The organism is Methylobacterium sp. GC_Met_2 (genome assembly GCF_026540795.1).
In the GTDB taxonomy this organism is placed as follows: domain Bacteria; phylum Pseudomonadota; class Alphaproteobacteria; order Rhizobiales; family Beijerinckiaceae; genus Methylobacterium.
The window spans coordinates 64,877-81,802 of record NZ_JALNUM010000013.1 but is presented as its reverse complement, the minus strand read 5'-3'; the positions used below and the strand labels follow the sequence as shown (position 1 = coordinate 81,802).

The 16,926-nt window shown below is 68.1% G+C and carries 23 protein-coding genes; 13 read left to right on the top strand and 10 right to left on the bottom strand.

Annotated elements, in window-relative coordinates:
- Positions 1 to 80: 80 nt before the first annotated feature.
- From rpsJ to rpsQ, 11 genes are read left to right on the top strand one after another with little or no spacing between them, the layout of a single operon-like run.
- Positions 81 to 389 carry a 30S ribosomal protein S10 gene (gene rpsJ / locus OXS49_RS07595; protein WP_043351245.1) on the top strand — a complete coding sequence of 103 codons (309 nt, stop codon included), beginning with the start codon at positions 81 to 83 and terminating at the stop codon, positions 387 to 389.
- 51 nt (positions 390 to 440) lie between these two features.
- Positions 441 to 1,166, top strand: a complete 726-nt coding sequence (gene rplC, locus OXS49_RS07590) for a 50S ribosomal protein L3 (protein ID WP_267423132.1) — start codon at positions 441 to 443, stop codon at positions 1,164 to 1,166.
- Positions 1,166 to 1,786 (top strand): 50S ribosomal protein L4, encoded by a 621-nt coding sequence (gene rplD / locus OXS49_RS07585; protein ID WP_243997711.1) that lies wholly within the window; start codon positions 1,166 to 1,168, stop codon positions 1,784 to 1,786. The genes rplC and rplD overlap by 1 nt, the downstream gene beginning before the upstream one ends.
- The gene (locus tag OXS49_RS07580; protein WP_020094257.1) at positions 1,783 to 2,079 is read left to right on the top strand and encodes a 50S ribosomal protein L23; all 297 of its coding nucleotides are present in this window, start codon (positions 1,783 to 1,785) and stop codon (positions 2,077 to 2,079) included. Before rplD ends, OXS49_RS07580 begins: the two co-directional genes overlap by 4 nt.
- A 25-nt stretch (positions 2,080 to 2,104) precedes the next feature.
- Positions 2,105 to 2,941: a 50S ribosomal protein L2 gene (rplB, locus tag OXS49_RS07575; protein ID WP_243920338.1), complete on the top strand. Its 837-nt coding sequence runs from the start codon at positions 2,105 to 2,107 to the stop codon at positions 2,939 to 2,941.
- Between the two features lie 5 nt (positions 2,942 to 2,946).
- Positions 2,947 to 3,225: a 30S ribosomal protein S19 gene (gene rpsS / locus OXS49_RS07570; RefSeq protein ID WP_192708807.1), complete on the top strand. Its 279-nt coding sequence runs from the start codon at positions 2,947 to 2,949 to the stop codon at positions 3,223 to 3,225.
- A 1-nt stretch (position 3,226) separates the two neighbouring features.
- Entirely contained in the window at positions 3,227 to 3,613 is a 387-nt protein-coding gene (gene rplV / locus OXS49_RS07565) for a 50S ribosomal protein L22 (RefSeq protein WP_243920340.1), read from the top strand.
- A gap of 10 nt (positions 3,614 to 3,623) precedes the next feature.
- A complete protein-coding gene (gene rpsC / locus OXS49_RS07560) occupies positions 3,624 to 4,364 on the top strand; it encodes a 30S ribosomal protein S3 (RefSeq protein WP_243920342.1) in 741 nt (246 codons plus the stop codon).
- 11 nt (positions 4,365 to 4,375) lie between these two features.
- On the top strand, positions 4,376 to 4,789 hold the full coding sequence (gene rplP, locus OXS49_RS07555) for a 50S ribosomal protein L16 (RefSeq protein ID WP_091719330.1): 414 nt from the start codon (positions 4,376 to 4,378) through the stop codon (positions 4,787 to 4,789).
- 12 nt (positions 4,790 to 4,801) lie between these two features.
- Positions 4,802 to 5,017 carry a 50S ribosomal protein L29 gene (gene rpmC, locus OXS49_RS07550; protein ID WP_243905825.1) on the top strand — a complete coding sequence of 72 codons (216 nt, stop codon included), beginning with the start codon at positions 4,802 to 4,804 and terminating at the stop codon, positions 5,015 to 5,017.
- Positions 5,018 to 5,038: 21 nt separating this feature from the next.
- Complete coding sequence (gene rpsQ / locus OXS49_RS07545; RefSeq protein WP_267423122.1) at positions 5,039 to 5,305, top strand: 30S ribosomal protein S17; 267 nt, start codon at positions 5,039 to 5,041, stop codon at positions 5,303 to 5,305.
- A gap of 133 nt (positions 5,306 to 5,438) precedes the next feature.
- On the opposite strand, the gene OXS49_RS07540 is transcribed toward rpsQ, so the two are convergent.
- The 4 genes from OXS49_RS07540 to OXS49_RS07525 form a co-directional block, all read right to left on the bottom strand.
- On the bottom strand, positions 5,439 to 5,735 hold the full coding sequence (locus tag OXS49_RS07540; RefSeq protein WP_267423120.1) for a type II toxin-antitoxin system RelE/ParE family toxin: 297 nt from the start codon (positions 5,733 to 5,735) through the stop codon (positions 5,439 to 5,441).
- On the bottom strand, positions 5,732 to 5,956 hold the full coding sequence (locus OXS49_RS07535; protein WP_267423118.1) for a hypothetical protein: 225 nt from the start codon (positions 5,954 to 5,956) through the stop codon (positions 5,732 to 5,734). The genes OXS49_RS07540 and OXS49_RS07535 overlap by 4 nt, the downstream gene beginning before the upstream one ends.
- Positions 5,957 to 6,065: 109 nt before the next feature.
- Entirely contained in the window at positions 6,066 to 7,163 is a 1,098-nt protein-coding gene (recA, locus tag OXS49_RS07530) for a recombinase RecA (protein WP_267423116.1), read from the bottom strand.
- A gap of 277 nt (positions 7,164 to 7,440) precedes the next feature.
- Positions 7,441 to 10,200, bottom strand: a complete 2,760-nt coding sequence (locus OXS49_RS07525) for a PAS domain-containing sensor histidine kinase (RefSeq protein ID WP_243997721.1) — start codon at positions 10,198 to 10,200, stop codon at positions 7,441 to 7,443.
- A 621-nt stretch (positions 10,201 to 10,821) separates the two neighbouring features.
- Here OXS49_RS07525 and OXS49_RS07520 point away from each other — a divergent pair.
- Entirely contained in the window at positions 10,822 to 11,826 is a 1,005-nt protein-coding gene (locus OXS49_RS07520) for a helix-turn-helix domain-containing protein (protein WP_243997723.1), read from the top strand.
- Positions 11,826 to 13,118 carry an MFS transporter gene (locus OXS49_RS07515; protein WP_267423113.1) on the top strand — a complete coding sequence of 431 codons (1,293 nt, stop codon included), beginning with the start codon at positions 11,826 to 11,828 and terminating at the stop codon, positions 13,116 to 13,118. The genes OXS49_RS07520 and OXS49_RS07515 overlap by 1 nt, the downstream gene beginning before the upstream one ends.
- Here the strand turns inward: OXS49_RS07515 and flhB are convergent.
- From flhB to flgB, 6 genes are all read right to left on the bottom strand, one after another.
- Entirely contained in the window at positions 13,115 to 14,182 is a 1,068-nt protein-coding gene (gene flhB, locus OXS49_RS07510; protein ID WP_243997728.1) for a flagellar biosynthesis protein FlhB, read from the bottom strand. The two genes, OXS49_RS07515 and flhB, sit on opposite strands and share 4 nt — an antisense overlap.
- 12 nt (positions 14,183 to 14,194) lie before the next feature.
- The gene (gene fliR, locus OXS49_RS07505; protein ID WP_267423109.1) at positions 14,195 to 14,956 is read right to left on the bottom strand and encodes a flagellar biosynthetic protein FliR; all 762 of its coding nucleotides are present in this window, start codon (positions 14,954 to 14,956) and stop codon (positions 14,195 to 14,197) included.
- A gap of 51 nt (positions 14,957 to 15,007) precedes the next feature.
- A complete protein-coding gene (gene fliQ / locus OXS49_RS07500) occupies positions 15,008 to 15,274 on the bottom strand; it encodes a flagellar biosynthesis protein FliQ (protein ID WP_243997732.1) in 267 nt (88 codons plus the stop codon).
- A 117-nt stretch (positions 15,275 to 15,391) separates the two neighbouring features.
- Positions 15,392 to 15,706, bottom strand: a complete 315-nt coding sequence (fliE, locus tag OXS49_RS07495; protein ID WP_243920365.1) for a flagellar hook-basal body complex protein FliE — start codon at positions 15,704 to 15,706, stop codon at positions 15,392 to 15,394.
- A 19-nt stretch (positions 15,707 to 15,725) separates the two neighbouring features.
- A complete protein-coding gene (gene flgC / locus OXS49_RS07490; RefSeq protein WP_243920366.1) occupies positions 15,726 to 16,133 on the bottom strand; it encodes a flagellar basal body rod protein FlgC in 408 nt (135 codons plus the stop codon).
- Between the two features lie 40 nt (positions 16,134 to 16,173).
- Entirely contained in the window at positions 16,174 to 16,575 is a 402-nt protein-coding gene (gene flgB, locus OXS49_RS07485; protein ID WP_243997734.1) for a flagellar basal body rod protein FlgB, read from the bottom strand.
- Positions 16,576 to 16,926: the final 351 nt, after the last annotated feature.

The following is a 16,926-nucleotide window of genomic DNA, read 5'->3' as shown; positions in this document are numbered from 1 at the left end:
ACTCGAGCAAGCATCCTTAGCAGGGCGCGGCGGGGTCAAGCCCCCGCACACCCCGCCGTCCCTCTGTAGGTTCTAGGAACATGAACGGTCAGAACATCCGAATCCGCCTGAAGGCGTTCGATCACCGCATCCTCGATGCGTCGACCAAGGAGATCGTCTCCACGGCCCGGCGCACCGGCGCGACCATCCGGGGTCCGATCCCGCTGCCGACGCATATCGAGAAGTTCACCGTCAACCGCTCGCCGCACATCGACAAGAAGTCGCGCGAGCAGTTCGAGATGCGCACGCATAAGCGGGTGCTCGATATTGTCGATCCGACGCCGCAGACCGTGGACGCGCTGATGAAGCTCGACCTCGCCGCCGGCGTGGACGTGGAGATCAAGCTCTGAGTCCGCTGAGGACTTAGAGCTTACCGTTTCATCGCGCGAGGGAGAGAACCTATGCGCTCAGGCGTCATCGCACAGAAGGTCGGCATGACCCGCGTCTTTACGGACGCGGGGGAGCATGTCCCCGTCACAGTGCTTAAGATCGATCAATGCCAGGTGGTTGCTCACCGCACCGTCGAGAAGAACGGCTACGTTGCGATGCAGGTCGGCGTCGGCAAGGCCAAGGTCAAAAACGTCTCGGCCGCAGAGCGTGGCCGCTTCGCGGTCGCCAAGGTCGAGCCGAAGAAGAAGCTCGCCGAGTTCCGCGTGTCCGAGGACGCGCTGATCCCGGTCGGCGCTGAAATCACCGCGGACCACTTCATCCCCGGCCAGTTCGTGGATGTTACCGGCACCACCACCGGTAAGGGCTTCGCTGGCGGTATCAAGCGCTGGAACTTTGGCGGTCTGCGCGCCACCCACGGCGTGTCGATCTCGCATCGTTCGATCGGTTCGACCGGTGGCCGTCAGGATCCGGGCAAGACCTTCAAGAACAAGAAGATGCCGGGTCACCTTGGTGTCGAGCGGGTCACCACCCAGAACCTACGCGTCGTGCGTACCGATCCCGAGCGCGGCCTGATTCTGGTCGAGGGCGCGGTGCCGGGCGTCGCTGGCGGCTGGATCCAGATCCGCGACGCGGTTAAGCGCAAGCTCCCCGCCGATGTTCCGCTGCCGGGCAAGTTCCGTGAGAACGGCGCGCCCATCCCGGCTCCCGAAGCCGCTGCGGCTGAGGAGACCGCGTGATGAAGCTCGATATCAAAACCCTCGACGGCGCCGGCGCCGGCTCGGTTGAGCTGAACGAAGAGATCTTCGGGCTGGAGCCTCGGGCAGACCTGCTCCAGCGCATGGTTCGCTGGCAGCTCGCCAAGCGGCGCGCAGGCACCCACGCCGTACAGAACCGCTCCGACGTGAACCGGACCCGCAAGAAGCTGTACAAGCAGAAGGGCACCGGTAACGCCCGCCACGGCGCGGCCTCGGCGCCGCAGTTCCGCGGCGGCGGCCGGGCCTTCGGTCCGGTGGTGCGCGACCACAGCCACGATCTGCCCAAGAAGGTCCGTGCGCTGGCCCTGCGCCATGCCCTCTCGGCGAAAGCCAAGGCCTCGACCCTGATCGTCGTCGACGACATCAAGATCGAGGATCACAAGACCAAGGGTCTCATCGAGCGTTTCGGCAAGATGGGCCTCTCCAACGCGCTGATCATCGGCGGTGCCGAGGTCGACGTGAATTTTGGCCGGGCCGCCCGCGCCATCCCGCAGATCGACGTGCTGCCCGTGCAGGGCATCAACGTCTACGACATCCTGCGCCGCGACACGCTCGTCCTGACGAAGGCTGCCGTCGACGCGCTGGAGGAGCGTTTCAAATGAGTGCCGATCCGCGCCACTACGACATCGTTGTCTCCCCGGTGATCACCGAGAAGGCGACGAACCTGACCGAGCAGAACAAGGTTGTCTTCCGCGTCGCCCCCAAGGCGACCAAGCCTCAGATCAAAGAGGCGGTTGAGAAGTTGTTCGACGTGAAGGTCACGGCCGTAAACACCCTTGTCACCAAGGGAAAGAAGAAGATTTTCCGCGGCCTCCGCGGACAGCGCTCCGACGTGAAGAAGGCGATCGTGACCCTGGCCGAGGGCCACTCGATCGACGTCACGACCGGGCTCTGAGGACGGGTTTTAGGGATCCAAGCCGATGGCCTTGAAGACATTCAAACCGGTCACGCCGAGCCTGCGCCAGCTCGTACTCGTCGACCGCCGTGAGCTCTACAAGGGCAAGCCGGTGAAGGCGCTGACGGAGGGCAAGTCGTCCTCCGGCGGCCGCAACAACCTTGGCCGCATCACCGTCCGCTTCCGCGGCGGCGGCCACAAGCGCGTCCTGCGCAATGTCGACTTCAAGCGTCGCGAACAGCTGGGCGTGTCCGCGACCGTGGAGCGGATCGAGTATGATCCGAACCGCACGGCGTTCATCGCGCTGATCAACTTCCCCGACGGGAAGCAGAGCTACATCTTGGCTCCCCAGCGCCTTCAGCCGGGCGACAAGGTGGTGGCCGGCGAGAGCGTTGACATCAAGCCGGGCAATGCCGCTCCGGTCGGTTCGATGCCGGTGGGCACGATCGTCCACAACGTCGAGCTGAAGATCGGCAAGGGCGGCGCGATCGCCCGCTCGGCTGGCAACTACGCGCAGATCGTCGGCCGCGACCAGGGTTACGTAACGCTCCGCCTGAACTCGGGCGAGCAGCGTCTCGTCCATGGTCAGTGCTTTGCCAGCGTCGGTGCGGTCTCGAACCCGGACCACATGAACATCTCGCTCGGCAAGGCCGGGCGCAACCGTTGGCTTGGCAAGCGCCCGCACGTTCGCGGCGTGGCGATGAACCCGGTCGACCATCCGCACGGCGGCGGCGAGGGTCGTACCTCGGGCGGCCGCAACCCGGTCACGCCCTGGGGCGTGCCCACCAAGGGGAAGAAGACCCGGTCCAACAAGCGGACCGACGTGTTCATCCTGTCCAGCCGCCACAACCGCAAGAAGTAATCGCTATGGCACGCTCTCTCTGGAAGGGGCCGTTCGTCGACGGCTACCTCTTCAAGAAGGCCGAAGCGGCGCGGGGTTCCTCGCGCTCCGAGGTCATCAAGATCTGGAGCCGCCGCTCCACGATCCTTCCGCAGTTCGTCGGGCTCACCTTCGGTGTGCACAACGGGCAGAAGCACATCCCGGTCTACGTGTCCGAGGAGATGGTCGGCCACAAGTTCGGCGAGTTCTCGCCGACCCGCACCTTCCCCGGCCATGCGGCCGACAAGAAGGCGAAGAGGCGCTGAGATGGGCAAGCAAGCCACCCCCCGCGCGCTCCCCGAGAACGAGGCGAAGGCCGTCGCGCGCATGCTGCGCGTCAGTCCGCAGAAGCTCAACCTCGTGGCGCAAATGATCCGCGGCAAGAAGGTCGACACGGCCCTCGCCGAGCTCGAGTTCTCGCGCAAGCGGATCTCGACCGAGGTCAAGAAGTGCCTCGAGAGCGCCATTGCCAACGCCGAGAACAACCACGATCTGGATGTCGACGATCTCGTCGTTTCCGAGGCCTTCGTGGGCAAGGCGCTGGTTCTCAAGCGCTTCCACGCCCGCGCCCGCGGCCGCGGCGCGCGTATCCTGAAGCCCTTCTCGAACCTCACCATCGTGGTTCGTGAAGTCCGCCAGGCCGAAGCGGCTTGAGGAGGAACTGATGGGCCAGAAAGTCAACCCGATCGGTCTTCGGCTCGGCATCAACCGGACCTGGGATTCCCGCTGGTTCGCCAACAAGGGCGACTATGCGAAGCTCATGCACGAGGACGTCGCGATCCGCGCCGCCCTCATGAAGCAGCTCAAGCAGGCGGCGGTCTCCAAGATCGTCATCGAGCGTCCGCACCGGAAGTGCCGCGTCACCATCCACTCGGGCCGTCCGGGTGTGGTGATCGGCAAGAAGGGCGCGGATATCGAGAAGCTGCGCAAGCTCGTCGGCACCATGACCAAGGCCGACGTGACCATCAACATCGTCGAGGTGCGCAAGCCCGAGATCGACGCCACCCTGGTGGCAGACTCGATCGCGCAGCAACTCGAGCGCCGTGTCGCTTTCCGGCGCGCTATGAAGCGGGCCGTTCAGTCGGCCATGCGTCTGGGCGCCGAGGGCATCCGGATCAACTGCTCGGGCCGTCTCGGCGGCGCCGAGATCGCCCGCCAGGAATGGTACCGGGAGGGACGCGTCCCGCTGCACACGCTGCGCGCCGACGTCGATTACGGCACCGCCACGGCGTTCACGACCTACGGTACTTGCGGCATCAAGGTTTGGGTGTTCAAGGGCGAGATCCTTGAGCATGACCCGATGGCCCAGGACAAGAAGGCCCAGGAAGAGGGCGGCCGTTCCGGCGGGCGCCGTGAGCGCGATGGCGAGGGCGGCCGCGAGCGCGGACGTCGCGAGCACGCGTAAGGTAGGAAGCCATGCTGCAACCGAAAAAGACTCGCTTCCGTAAGCAGTTCAAGGGCCGCATCCACGGTGCGGCCAAGGGCGGCTTCGAGCTGAACTTCGGCCAGTTCGGTCTGAAGGCGGTGGAGCCCGAGCGCGTCACCGCCCGCCAGATCGAGGCGGCCCGCCGCGCGATCACCCGCGAGATGAAGCGCCAGGGCCGCGTCTGGATCCGGGTGTTCCCGGACGTGCCGGTCTCCTCGAAGCCGACCGAAGTCCGCATGGGCTCCGGTAAGGGTGCTCCGGATTACTGGGCTGCCCGCGTGCATCCCGGCCGGATCATGTTCGAGGTCGACGGCGTTGCCGAGGCCATCGCCAAGGAGGCGCTCCGCCTCGGCGCCGCGAAGCTCCCGATCCGTACGCGGGTCGTCCAACGCATCGCCGACTGAACGGAGGCTATCGTGAAGTCGACCCAGAGAGTGTCTGATCTCAAGGCGTTGTCGCCGGATCAGTTGAATGACGAGTTGCTGAACCTCAAGAAAGAGCAGTTCAACCTGCGCTTCCAGGGGGCCACCGGCCAGCTCGAGAACGTCGCCCGTGTCCGTGAGGTCCGTCGCGACATCGCCCGTGTCCGGACTCTGCAGCGTTCCAAGACGCTGCAGCAGGCCAAGGGCTGAGGCGGGTTTTAGGAGACAACCATGCCGAAGCGCATCCTGCAGGGCACCGTCGTCAGCGACAAGGGTGAGAAGACCATCGTGGTGAAGGTGGAGCGTCGCTTCACGCACCCGGTGATGAAGAAGACCGTCCGCCGGTCCAAGAACTACCACGCGCACGACGAGGCGAATGTCGCCAAGGTCGGGCAGACGGTGTTCATCGAGGAGTGCCGTCCGTTCTCGAAGACCAAGACCTGGAAGCTGGTCGAAGGTGGAGCGGCGGTCCAGGCTGAGGCCGGCGAAGCGGTCTGATCTCCGGCGGGTGGGCGTGGCGGGGCTGCGGTCCCAGCGCCTGGAGCCGATGGTTCGGGTTCAGAGTTCAGCGTGTGTGGGAGCCTCGCGGCGACGCGGGGCTTTCGCGTTCTAGAATCGGGGCTGTTGGCGATCAAGATAGACGCCGTTGGGCCGCGTGGCGGATCGTGACGATGGTCACGACTTCGACAGTCGCCTCAACCTGATAGTAGATCAGATAGGGCCATCGCGGCACGGCCATGACGCGCAGCGCGATGGTTTGATCGTCCGAGCGGAGCGGGCGACCGAGGTGGGGATAGCGCTCCAACAGGTCGAAGCAGTCCTGTATCGCGGTCCGCGCCTCCAGAGCGGCGCGCGGGTTTCTGGCATGAAGGTAATCGGCGATCTCGGTCAGGCGGTGGACCGCCCGGCGCGAAAGGCGAACCGTCATCGTTCGAAGCGGCGGAAGGCCGCCTTTATCTCCTCGTTCGTGGCGAGCTCACCGCGGCCGATCTCGTCGAGTCCGGCCAGAACGTCCTGAAGGTCGTCCGCCGGTATCTCGCTGGGCGCGCCGAGATTCATCAGGTCGAGCATCGCCTGCGCGATCGTCTCCTGAGTCTCCGGAGGCATGCCGCGGACGGCTTCGACGGCTTTGTCCAACAGGTCGGTCACAGCGTGCAGGGCTCCTGAACGGCCAACGGCCCCGGAGAGGCTCCGGGGCCGCCAAGTGTCTCGCGTCGATGAGCCAGCCGCAAGCCTGTCTCGGCTACGGCGGTGAGGCTTACGCCTCGCCCTCGTCGAGATCGTCCGCGCTCGGCGTCGCGGTCTCCAAAATCTTCTCCGCCACGAGCCCCGAGTTCTGCCGGATCGAGCCCTCGATTTCGGCGGCGATCTTCGGGTTGTCGCGCAGGAAGCCCTTCGAGTTCTCGCGGCCCTGGCCGAGACGCTGGCTGTTGTACGAGAACCAGGCGCCCGCCTTCTCGACGATCCCGGCCTTCACGCCGAGGTCGATCAGCTCGCCGACCTTCGACACGCCCTCGCCGAACATGATGTCGAATTCCACCTGCTTGAACGGCGGCGCGACCTTGTTCTTCACCACCTTGACGCGGACCTGATTGCCGATCGCCTCGTCCCGATCCTTCAGGGTCGAGATACGGCGGATGTCGAGGCGCACCGAGGCGTAGAACTTCAGGGCGTTGCCGCCCGTGGTGGTCTCGGGGCTGCCGTACATCACGCCGATCTTCATCCGGATCTGGTTGATGAAGATGACCATGCAGTTCGAGCGCGAGATCGAGCCGGTCAGCTTGCGAAGGGCCTGACTCATCAGCCGGGCCTGGAGGCCGGGCTGGCTCTCGCCCATCTCGCCTTCGATCTCGGCCCGCGGGGTCAGCGCGGCAACCGAGTCGACCACCAGAACGTCGATGGCGCCGGAGCGCACCAGCGTGTCGGTGATCTCCAGGGCCTGCTCTCCGGTATCGGGCTGTGAGATCAGCAGGTCGTCGAGATTGACCCCGAGCTTGCGGGCATAGACCGGGTCCAGGGCATGCTCGGCATCCACGAAGGCGCAGACGCCGCCCTTCTTCTGGGCCTCCGCGATGGTGTGGAGCGCCAGCGTCGTCTTGCCGGACGATTCGGGGCCGTAGATCTCGATCACCCGGCCGCGGGGCAGGCCGCCGACACCCAGGGCAATGTCAAGGCCGAGCGAACCGGTGGAGATGGTCTCGACCTCCTGCACTTTGTCGTTCTTGCCAAGCCGCATGATCGAGCCCTTGCCGAAGGCGCGCTCGATCTGGGCCAGGGCTGCGTCAATGGCCTTGGACTTGTCCTTGTCCTTCTCCGCGGGGGGCATGTCGACCACTTTCAATGCGGGCTGGGCCATCTGGCGGGATCCTTATGAAGGGGTTGAGCGCCGTTCACAACGCGCGTCAACGTCCGTCTCGTGTACCTGTTTTGTTCTCGTGCGGCAAGGGTTCATGGGTGTTCCGACAGGGCGTTGTTCCCGTCAATCCGCGTTGCACGCGTTGCGGAAGCGTGGCTGGTCCGTTTCACGCTGCGGGAGGCGGCGGTGGCGCGATGGCCTGACCGTCCCTCACCTCCGGCGTGCCGGGGTGAGGCTGTTGGGGCCAATGCCTGAGGGGTGGGAGGCCCCCCGCCCCTCAGCTCGCCATCGTCTTTTTTACGGTTTCGACGAGCTGCTTCAGGCTGAAGGGTTTTGGCAGGAAGTTGAAGGTCTCGCCCTCCGGCAGGTTCTTGCGGAAGGCGTCCTCGGCGTAGCCCGAGACGAAGATCACCTTCAGGTCCGGCTGGTGCTTGCGCACTTCCCGCAGCAGGGTCGGGCCATCCATTTCGGGCATGACGACGTCGGAGACCACGAGGTCGATCGGCTGGGCGTTCTCGCGCACGATCGCCAGCGCTTCGAGGCCAGAGGCCGCCTCCAGGACCGTATAGCCGCGGGCCGAGAGGGCCCGGCTGTTGACCGCGCGCACCGGATCCTCGTCCTCCACCAGCAGAATCGTACCCTGGCCGGTATGGTCGGCGGCGGGCTGGCGCGGTGGCGTCCGCTCGGCCGCGGTCGCCGGCCCCACGGGTTCGATCGTTCCCTCGGCTTTCGAGCCAGGCAACCGTGCGGCGTCCGTCCGCGGCAGGGCCGGTGCGGGGGCCGGGTGCGGCACCTCTTCGGGTTCCGCCACGGGGATGTGGCGCGGCAGGTAGATCCGGAAGGCAGTGCCCTCCCCGACCGTCGACTGCACGTCGATCGTGCCGCCGGACTGCTTGACGATGCCGAACACCGTCGAGAGCCCGAGGCCCGTGCCCTTGCCGATTTCCTTGGTGGTGAAGAACGGTTCGAAGATCTTCTCCATCAACTCGGGCGGGATGCCCTGGCCGGTGTCGCGGACCTCGATCAGCACGTGGTCGCCCGCAGGCGCCCCGCCCCGCCCTTCGGCCGCCGCTGCTGGACCGGGATCAGTGACGTTCTCGGTGCGGATCACCAGCTTGCCGCCCTCCGGCATTGCGTCGCGGGCGTTGACCGCGAGGTTCACGATCACCTGCTCGAACTGGTTGACGTCGGCCTTCACCGGCCAGACCTCGCGGCCGTGCTTCAGCTCCAGGGCGACACGCTCGCCGAGCAGCCGCTTCAGCAGGAGCGTGAGTTCGGACAGAGCCTCGCCGACACTCATCACCTCCGGCCGCAGGGTCTGGCGGCGAGAGAACGCCAGGAGCTGGCGGACGAGGCCCGCCGCTCGGTTGGCGTTCTGCTTGATCTGCATGATGTCTTGGAAGGCCGGATCGGTCGGCCGGTGGCTCGCGAGCAGCAGGTCCGAGTAGCCGATGATCGCCTGCAGCACGTTGTTGAAGTCGTGCGCGATGCCGCCTGCGAGCTGACCCACGGCGTTCATCTTCTGGGCTTGGGCGACCTGCTGCTCCAGCTGGCGCTGCGCCGTCGTGTCGAGGGCGTACAGGATGACGCGCTCGGCCTCGTCGGTCTGCTGTCCGGGATCGCCGCCGTCGGCGGGGCTGAGCCAGACCCGCGCGGAGCGGCCACCGGGCCCGGTCAGCTGAACCTCGATCGGCTCGGGATCGGTCATCCCGCGCGATGCCCGGGCGAGCCCGGCTTCGAGGCTGGTGCGGTCCGTCACAGAGTCGCCGACGTTGGGCTCGGCCCGGTGCGTGCCGTCGCCGTCGATGGCGCCGTCCTCGGCCTGCCGCGGCACCGTGCCGAACAGCCGGGTGAAGGAGGCGTTGGCCCGGGCGATCCGCCCCGTGCTGTCGAGGGTCGCGATGGCGATCGGCGAGTTGTTGAGGAACCGGGCGAGGCGCACCTCGGCAGCGCGCTGCGGCTCGTCGGTCTCGGCCCCGGCGGAGCGGTTGATCACGAAGGTCCGTGAGGAACCGGGCTTGCCGTCCTTGCCGAAGGCGATCCGGTGGTAGAGCCGTACCGGCAGGGTGTGGCCGTTCCGGCGGCGCAGGTCGAGGTCGAAGCGGTCGGTGCGCACCTCGCCGGGCATGCCGGCGGCGCGCACGAGGACGTCGGCCTCGGGGGCGATCTCGGTGAGGTGCGGGCCGCCGGGGCCGACGCTCGCGAGGTCGTAGCCGAGCCAAGCGGCCAGCGTGGCGTTCATGTACACGATGGCGCCGGCCGGATCGATCGACAGGAAGCCCGCCGGGGCGTGGTCGAGATAATCGATCGCGTGCTGGAGTTCCTGAAAAACGTTCTCCTGCCGCTCGCGTTCGGCGGTGATGTCGGCGACCGTCCAGAGGGCGGCGGCGCGGCGCGCGCGGGCCAAGGGCCGGACCGAGACCCGGTACCATCCGAAGCTGCGCTCGCCGGCGATCGGGCCGAGCGGCGGCGACATCCGCACCTCTTCGGTGTGAGCCCGGGCGTCGCGCGAGGCTTGCGACAGACGGTAGACCGCCTCGGAGACCTCCGGCGGCCCGACCAGAATGCGCTCCACCGGCACGAGGTTCGAGAAGGTGTCGCCGCCGGCGATTCGCAGATAGGCCTCGTTGGCGTAGATCAGCCGGCCGCCATCCTCGACCACCAGCGCGCCGTCCGGCGAGGCGTCGACGATGCCCTTGGTGATATCGTCCCGGGCGGCGCTGCCGCTGAGCTGAAGCGCACCGATCGCCAGCGCGAACAGGAAGAACACGCCCGCCATGGCGAGCAGGGCGAGCAGCCACACGATCAGCGACTGGGCCTGCTCGTTGGCCACGAAGGACAGGCCGATGGCGGCTCCGACCAGCAGGCCCGCCAGCACGAGCAGCAGCCCGACCCGGCCCGGCTGCTCCGAGCGGTCGATCGAGCCCGTCGCCTGCGGCGCAGCCGGCTGCGAACCCGCACCCTGAGCGGCGGCGACCGGCAATCCTGCATTCGGCGCGCCTGCGGCGGGTGCCGGAGGTCCAGTCACGTCGGCCATCGGCTTCATTTCCAGAACGTTCCCCCCGGTTAGGCCGGCCGGCCATATCAGGGCAAGGGCTGCGCGGCATCACGCGCATCGCGCCAAGCCTCGGCTCAGCCTCGCGAAAAAAGGTGGACGAAGCGTGGCTTTCGCGCGGTTTCACGCGCGGGCGGCATGCCATCCGGGGATCGGCGGCTTCGTCCGGCCGCCGATGAGCGTGGCGCCACGACGCCGGATATCGTCAAACGATACAGATCCAAGGGCGCGGTCGCCGCGCCGGCCAGTTCGGAGGAGGACGGCTCGACGCGCACTTCTCCGAGCCGGAGTTCGTTGCGTTCGACCAGGAGCCTCATCCGTATTCGCCCTCGCGCGTCGGGTAGATCGGCCGGACAGACGAGGCACGCCGCGTTTCGCTGCACGCACAAGCTGGCGACCTAATCACGAAAGCGTGATCGACTGGCTGCTCGGACCTCGCATTTCGTTACAGTCCGAATTGATATTCGAGACATTCATGCCGACGAGACCCATGTCCAAGCGGCTACGGTCGTCCAACCGTTTGAATCCCGGCGGGTATGCCCGCCGCGTCAAACCGGCTCGATCACGTGGCGCTGCCGGACCGGTCGCCGCCTGACTCCGCGCGTGGAAACACTCTCCTTCGCGGCTCGGGGGACGGACGGCGCCGGCTTCGAGAGCTACCGGCGCCTTTACGGCATCGGCGCCGATGTCGAGCCCGCCGAAGGGCCGTTCCGCGCCGAGGTTCGAATCCGGCGTTTCCGGCGGATGATCCTGTTCGAGCGGGAACTCGGCGGCCTGCTGCACATGCGGGGCCCCGGGCGCGTGCGCCATGACGGCTTCGACCACATCACGCTGCACCTCCTGTTGTCCGGCGATCTCACCGGCGGCCCCCTCGGCGCCGGCCATCGCCTGCGGCCGGGCGAGATCATGGTGGTGGATACGCGCCGACCGCACTGGACGCGGGTTGAACGGGCCCGGCTGATCACCGTCCAGCTCGCCCGCGAGGTGGTCGAGGCCTCGGTCAGCGATCTGGAACCGGTGCACGGGATCGTCCTGCCCGGGGCCGCTGCCGGACTGCTGGCCGACTTCACCGCGTCCCTGGTCCGCCGGGCGGACGATCTGCCCCCGGTCGCGGTGGAGCGTGCAGCCGCCACGGCGGCCGAACTCCTTGGCCTCGGCTTGAGCGTCGCGACGGCCGCGCCGCTGGCCCGCCTCCTCTCGACCGAGGCGTCGCAGCCGCTGCGTCGGATCCGGGCCGAAGCCTATATCGATGCGCACTTGGCGGACCCGAATCTGAACAGTTCGGCCATCGCGGCTGGGATCGGAGCCTCCCGGAGCAGCCTGTACGCGGTCTTTGCTGACGAGGGTGGCATTGCCCGCTTCATCCAGAGGCGACGGCTCGAACGCCTGCGCGCCGCCCTGCGCCGTTCCGACGACGGCCGGCCCGTCTCGGCCCTCGCCCACGCGCACGGCTTCGCGGACGAGAGCGGGTTCAGCCGCGCGTTTCGGGCCGCCTTCGGAATGCCCCCCGGCCGGTACCGCGCCGCCATGCGGGACGCGCGAGAGGACCGGTCCGGAGATGGGCCGACCGACGCCGTGATGGTCCGCTGGACGAGCGAACTGTATTGATGGCCGATCTGGAACGTCGTTCCGCGCCGCTCGGCCTGTCGGAGCGGCAGATGGTGATCCTGCTCGCGGCGACGCAGCTGCTGGCGTTCAGCGACCGCTTCCTGATCACCCTGGTGGCGCAGCCGCTGAAGCTGGACCTCGCCCTCTCGGACGCGCAGCTCGGTATCCTGCAGGGATCGGCCTTCGCCCTCCTCAACGCGGCCGCCATGCCGTGGGCCGGGGGCGTCGCGGATGCCGGGCACCGGAGGATCCTGCTGATGGCCAGCGTTCTGGCCTGGAGCGCCGCCACCCTCGCCTGCGGGCTCACAACGAGTTTCGCGGTTCTGCTTGCCGCCCGGGCCTTCCTGGGGCTCGGGCAGGCCGCGGTCGCGCCCGCGGCGTTGTCGCTGATGGCTCATCGCCTGCCGCGGCGCAGACTGGGGCGTTCGGTGGCGCTCCTGACCGCGGGGGCCAGTCTCGGCCGCAGTCTCGCCCTGCTGGCGGGCGGAGCGGTGCTGGCCGGGCTGACGGCGGCGCACGACTTGAATCTCCCCGGCTACGGACCGCTCCATCCCTGGCAGGCGCTCTTCCTGCTCGCCTGCCTGCCGAACATCGCGCTCCTGATCGGTCTCCGGCGGGTGGTCGAGCCGCCCGCGGCGCCGCAGGGCGAGGGGCGGCCGGCCCTCGCCTGGGTTGTCCGCCATCGCGCTGCCTACGGACCGCATTTCGGCGCCGCCGCAGCGGCCGTGCTGATCGGGCAGACCCTGACCGCCTGGGCGCCGACCTTCTATGTGCGCGTCCACGGCCTGACGCCGGCCGAGGCTGGCTTGCGGCTCGGCCTCGTGGTGCTCATCGCGGCGCCGGTCGGTCACCTTGCGGGCGGGCGTTGGCTCGACCATGCGCGGGCCTTCGCGCCCCGGCGGGCCGCCTCCTACGGGCTCGCCCTGGGCTTGGCGGCTGCACCGGCCTGCACGGCCGCGATGGTCCTCACGACCGACCGCGCGATGTCGCTGACAGCATTCGCAGGGCTCGTGGCTGTGCTGGGCTTCACTTCCCCATCCGCCCTGGCGGGCCTCCAGCTCCTCACGCCGCGGGCGCTCCGCGGCCGTGTGAGCGCCGCCTTCGTGGCCGGGGTGACCCTCGTCGCCTTCGGGGCGGGGCCGGCCCTCGTCGGGGTGATCAACGACCGCGTGGTCGGCCCGGCCCAGGTCGGGACGGCGATGCTGGCCGTGTTCGGCGTGGCCTCCCTGATCGGGATCGCCCTCGCCTTGGCGGCACGTCCGCTCGCTGGCCGTCGACGGGCTTGGCCTTAGGCCGCGCGCCTCCGCAACCGCAACACGAAGCCGATCACCTCGGCCACCGCGCGGAAATGCTCGGCGGGGATCTCGCCATCGATCTCCACGGTGGCGTGGAGCGCCCGGGCCAGCGGCGGGTTCTCGATCACCGCGACGCCATGCTCGGCCGCCATCGCGCGGATGCGCAGCGCCAGCGAGTCGACGCCCTTGGCGACGCAGATCGGCGCCGCCATGCCGGTCTCGTAGCGCAGGGCGACCGCGTAGTGGGTCGGGTTGGTCACCACCACGGTGGCGGTCGGCACGGCGGCCATCATCCGCTTCCGCACCCGGGCCATGCGCAGCTGTCGCATGCGGCCCTTCACCTCCGGGTTGCCGTCCGACTCCTTCATCTCCTGCTTCATCTCCTCCTTCGACATGCGGTGGCGCTTGCGCCAGCGGAACCGCGCGTAGAGGGCGTCGCCCAGGGTGATCGCGAGATGCACGCACAGCATCCCGGCGAGCAGCCGCAAGCTCAAGGAGAGGATTGCCGGCAAGGCCGCACCGGGGTCGAGCTGGACGAACACCTCCAGCCGGTCGCGGTCGTTCCACAAAACCACGCCGCCCACCACGCCGACGGTGCAGATCTTGGCCAGCCCCTTGCCGAACTGGAACCACGCCTCGATGCCGAGCAGGCGCTTCATCCCGGCCATGGGCGAGAGCCGCTCGAATTTCGGCATCAGCGTCTCGGCGGTGAACACCAGCGGGTGCTGGAGCAGCCCGGCGGCGAGCCCCGCGACCACGGCGAGGCCCACCGGGATGGCCACCGCCTGCAGCCAAAGCCACAGCGCCCGCACGGCCGCGGCCCGCATCGCGGTGGCGTCGTCCGGCAGGGTGTGGGCGTTGGCGAGGTAGGCGCGAAGTCCGTACAGCAAGTTCTGCGCGATGCTGGGTGCCGCCAGCATCAGCGCGAGGGTGAAGGCCCCCAGGATCGCGAAGGTGTTGATCTCGGTGCTGGTCGCGACGTCGCCGCGCTCGATCGCCTGATCCAGGCGCCGTTGGGACGGCTCCTCGGTCTTGTCTTCGTCGTCCGCGCCCTCGGCCATCCCGCGGCTACCTCAGCGCCCGATCGATTCGGCGAGGTATCGGCCCATATCGTCCAGGAAGACGCCCATCATCACGCCGAGGCAGCCCATCAGGATCACGACGCCCGCCAGTACCGAGGCCGGGACCGCCAAGGCGAACACCTGCAATTGCGGCATCAGGCGCGACAGCACGCCGAGGCCCAGATTGAACAGGATCCCGAACGCGATGAACGGCCCGGAGATCTGCATCGCCAGGGTGAAGCCGCGGGCGAGCGCCCGGGTCGCCAGCGTGAGCGCGTCCGAGAAGGCCGGGATCCCGTCCGGGGGCAGCACGTCGTAGCTCCGCGCCAAGCCCTCGATGGCGAGGTGGTGCAGATCGGTGGTGAAGATCAGCGTGATGCCCAGCAGCGACAGGAAGTTGCCGATCGCCACCTGCTGGCCGCCCTGGCTCGGATCCACGGTCATCGCGTAGGACAGGCCGATCTGCGCCGCGATGATCGTCCCGGCCGTCTGGAGGGCCGCCAGCACCATCCGCACCGAGAGGCCGAGGACCAGCCCCACAATCGTCTCCCCGAACAGGAGCCCGATCAGCCGCGGCCCGGCGAGACCCTCCGTGCCGCCGAGCAGCGGGCGCACGGTCGGGAACAGCACCAGGGTGGTGAGCACCGCGAAGGCCAGCCGCAGGCGCGGCGAGACCGACTGTTCGCCGATCCCGGGCATCAGCATGATCAGCGTGCCGACGCGGGCGAAGGTGATCAGGAAGGCCGAGGCAATCCCGGGCAGGAGGAGGTTCATCGCCGCCCCCCTGACACGCGGATTGCGCCGCTGTCGTGGCCTGGACAGATCTCATCCGCCCGTCGCGATGCGGGCGGCGATGCGGGTCATGTAGCCCGCCATGGCGTCGCCGATGAAGGGCAGCATCAGGAGCAGCACGGCGAACACCGCCACGACCTTGGGCACGTAGATCAGGGTCTGCTCCTGGATCTGGGTCAGGGCCTGGACCAGCGAGACCGCGAGGCCCACCGCGAGGGAGACGAGCATCAGCGGTCCGGCGATCTTCAGGAACACGAAGATGCCGTCGCGGGCGACATCGAGGATGGCAAGTCCGGTCATGATGAGGACGGATCCGAAGGAGGACAGGTGACGGTTTCAAAAGGTCGTCGACCTTTTGCGGGTGCAGGGCTCCGCCCCGATACGCCGCCAAAGGGCGTAGCCCTTTGGGATCCCACGTCAGATCTGCATCCGCATGATCTCCTCGTAGGCGGAGATCATGCGGTCGCGCACGGCGACCATGGTCTGGAGGGCGGTCTCGCTCTCGGCGACCGCAGTGACCACATCCACGACGTTGGCCTTGCCGGACGCGGCAGAGACCGCCTGGGCATCGGCCCGACGCCCGGCATCGCCGACGTTCTCCAGCGTCTTGCCGAGGAACTGCATGAAGTCGGTTCCGGTCTCGGCGGTCGACTGTACCTTGGGAACGGGCCGGCCTGAGGCGATGCCCTGGACGGCGGCGTAGGCGCCCGCCGCGAAGTTGCTCGAAGCCATCGCTATCGCTCCTGCCCGATCACTTCAGGATGCCGAGCGTCTGGGACAGCATCTTGCGCGTGGCGGTGATCATGTTGAGGTTCGCCTCGTAGGAGCGCTGGGCCTCGCGCAGGTCCATGTTCTCGACCAGCGCATTGACGTTGGGCATCTGCACCTCGCCCCGTGCGTTGGCCGCCGGGTTGCCGGGCTCGAACTTGGTCCGGAAGGCGGACGGGTCGCGCCGGACGCGGCCCGCCTCCACGAGCCGGGCGCCGGTCTCGTCGTCGAGATGGCTGGTGAAGCTCGGGATCTTGCGCCGATAGGGTTCCGCCCCCACCGAGGGCGGCGCGGAATCGGCGTTGGCGATGTTCTCGGCGATAATCCGCATCCGGCCCGACTGAGCCTTGAGGCCGGCCGCCGCCACCGCCATCGACTTGCTGAATTCCATGGCTCAACGCCCTCCTCTCGCCGCGTCCGGGCGGCCGACGTCAGCTCTTGCCGATGGCGATCTTCAGGGTGGTCAGGCTGTGCTGGTAGAGCGAGGCGGCGAGCTGATAATCCGATTGGTTGTCGCCGGCCTTCATCATCTCGTCCTCGAGATTGACCCCGTTGCCGCTCGGGCGGATCTCGAACCCTTTGGCGCGCTTGGCCTCAGCGCCGCCGCCCTGCCCCGCGGGCGCCAGATGGGCCGGGCTCGTCAGGGCCAAGCTGGTCGAGCCGGAGGCCAGAGCGCCGGTCGTCCGATCGAAGCGCGGCTCGACGAGGTCGCGGGGCTTGAACCCCGGCATGTCGGCGTTGGCCACGTTTTCCGAGATCAGTCCCTGGCGTGCCTGGGCCCATTGCATCCGGGTGCGCAGCATGCCGAGCACGGGCAGGTCGGTGAGGGCCAAGGTCGCCTCCGGTCGGGCATCGCCGCGCCGGAACGAGCGGGCTCGGCAAAAACTGCCGCGCGCATGGTTAACGCTGCGTTAAACCCAGGGTCGATGCCGCTGCGGTCGACGCGCCGGATTCCGGATTCGACGCGTCGGGACGCGGCGACGGGCCCGGGGAAGTCCGTTCTTCCAGAGCCGATACGGCGGCAGAGCGCTTCAATTCACGTCGTATTGTGTTGATGGCGTTGGTTTAAAAGGTCTGTTAACGACCCCTTAACGCCGTTTGCCTTGCAGCCCCTCCGGCGTGGTATGGACTCGTCCTTGCCGGGCGCGGACCAGCGGCGGCCGGAACGTGCGAGTGCGTAACCT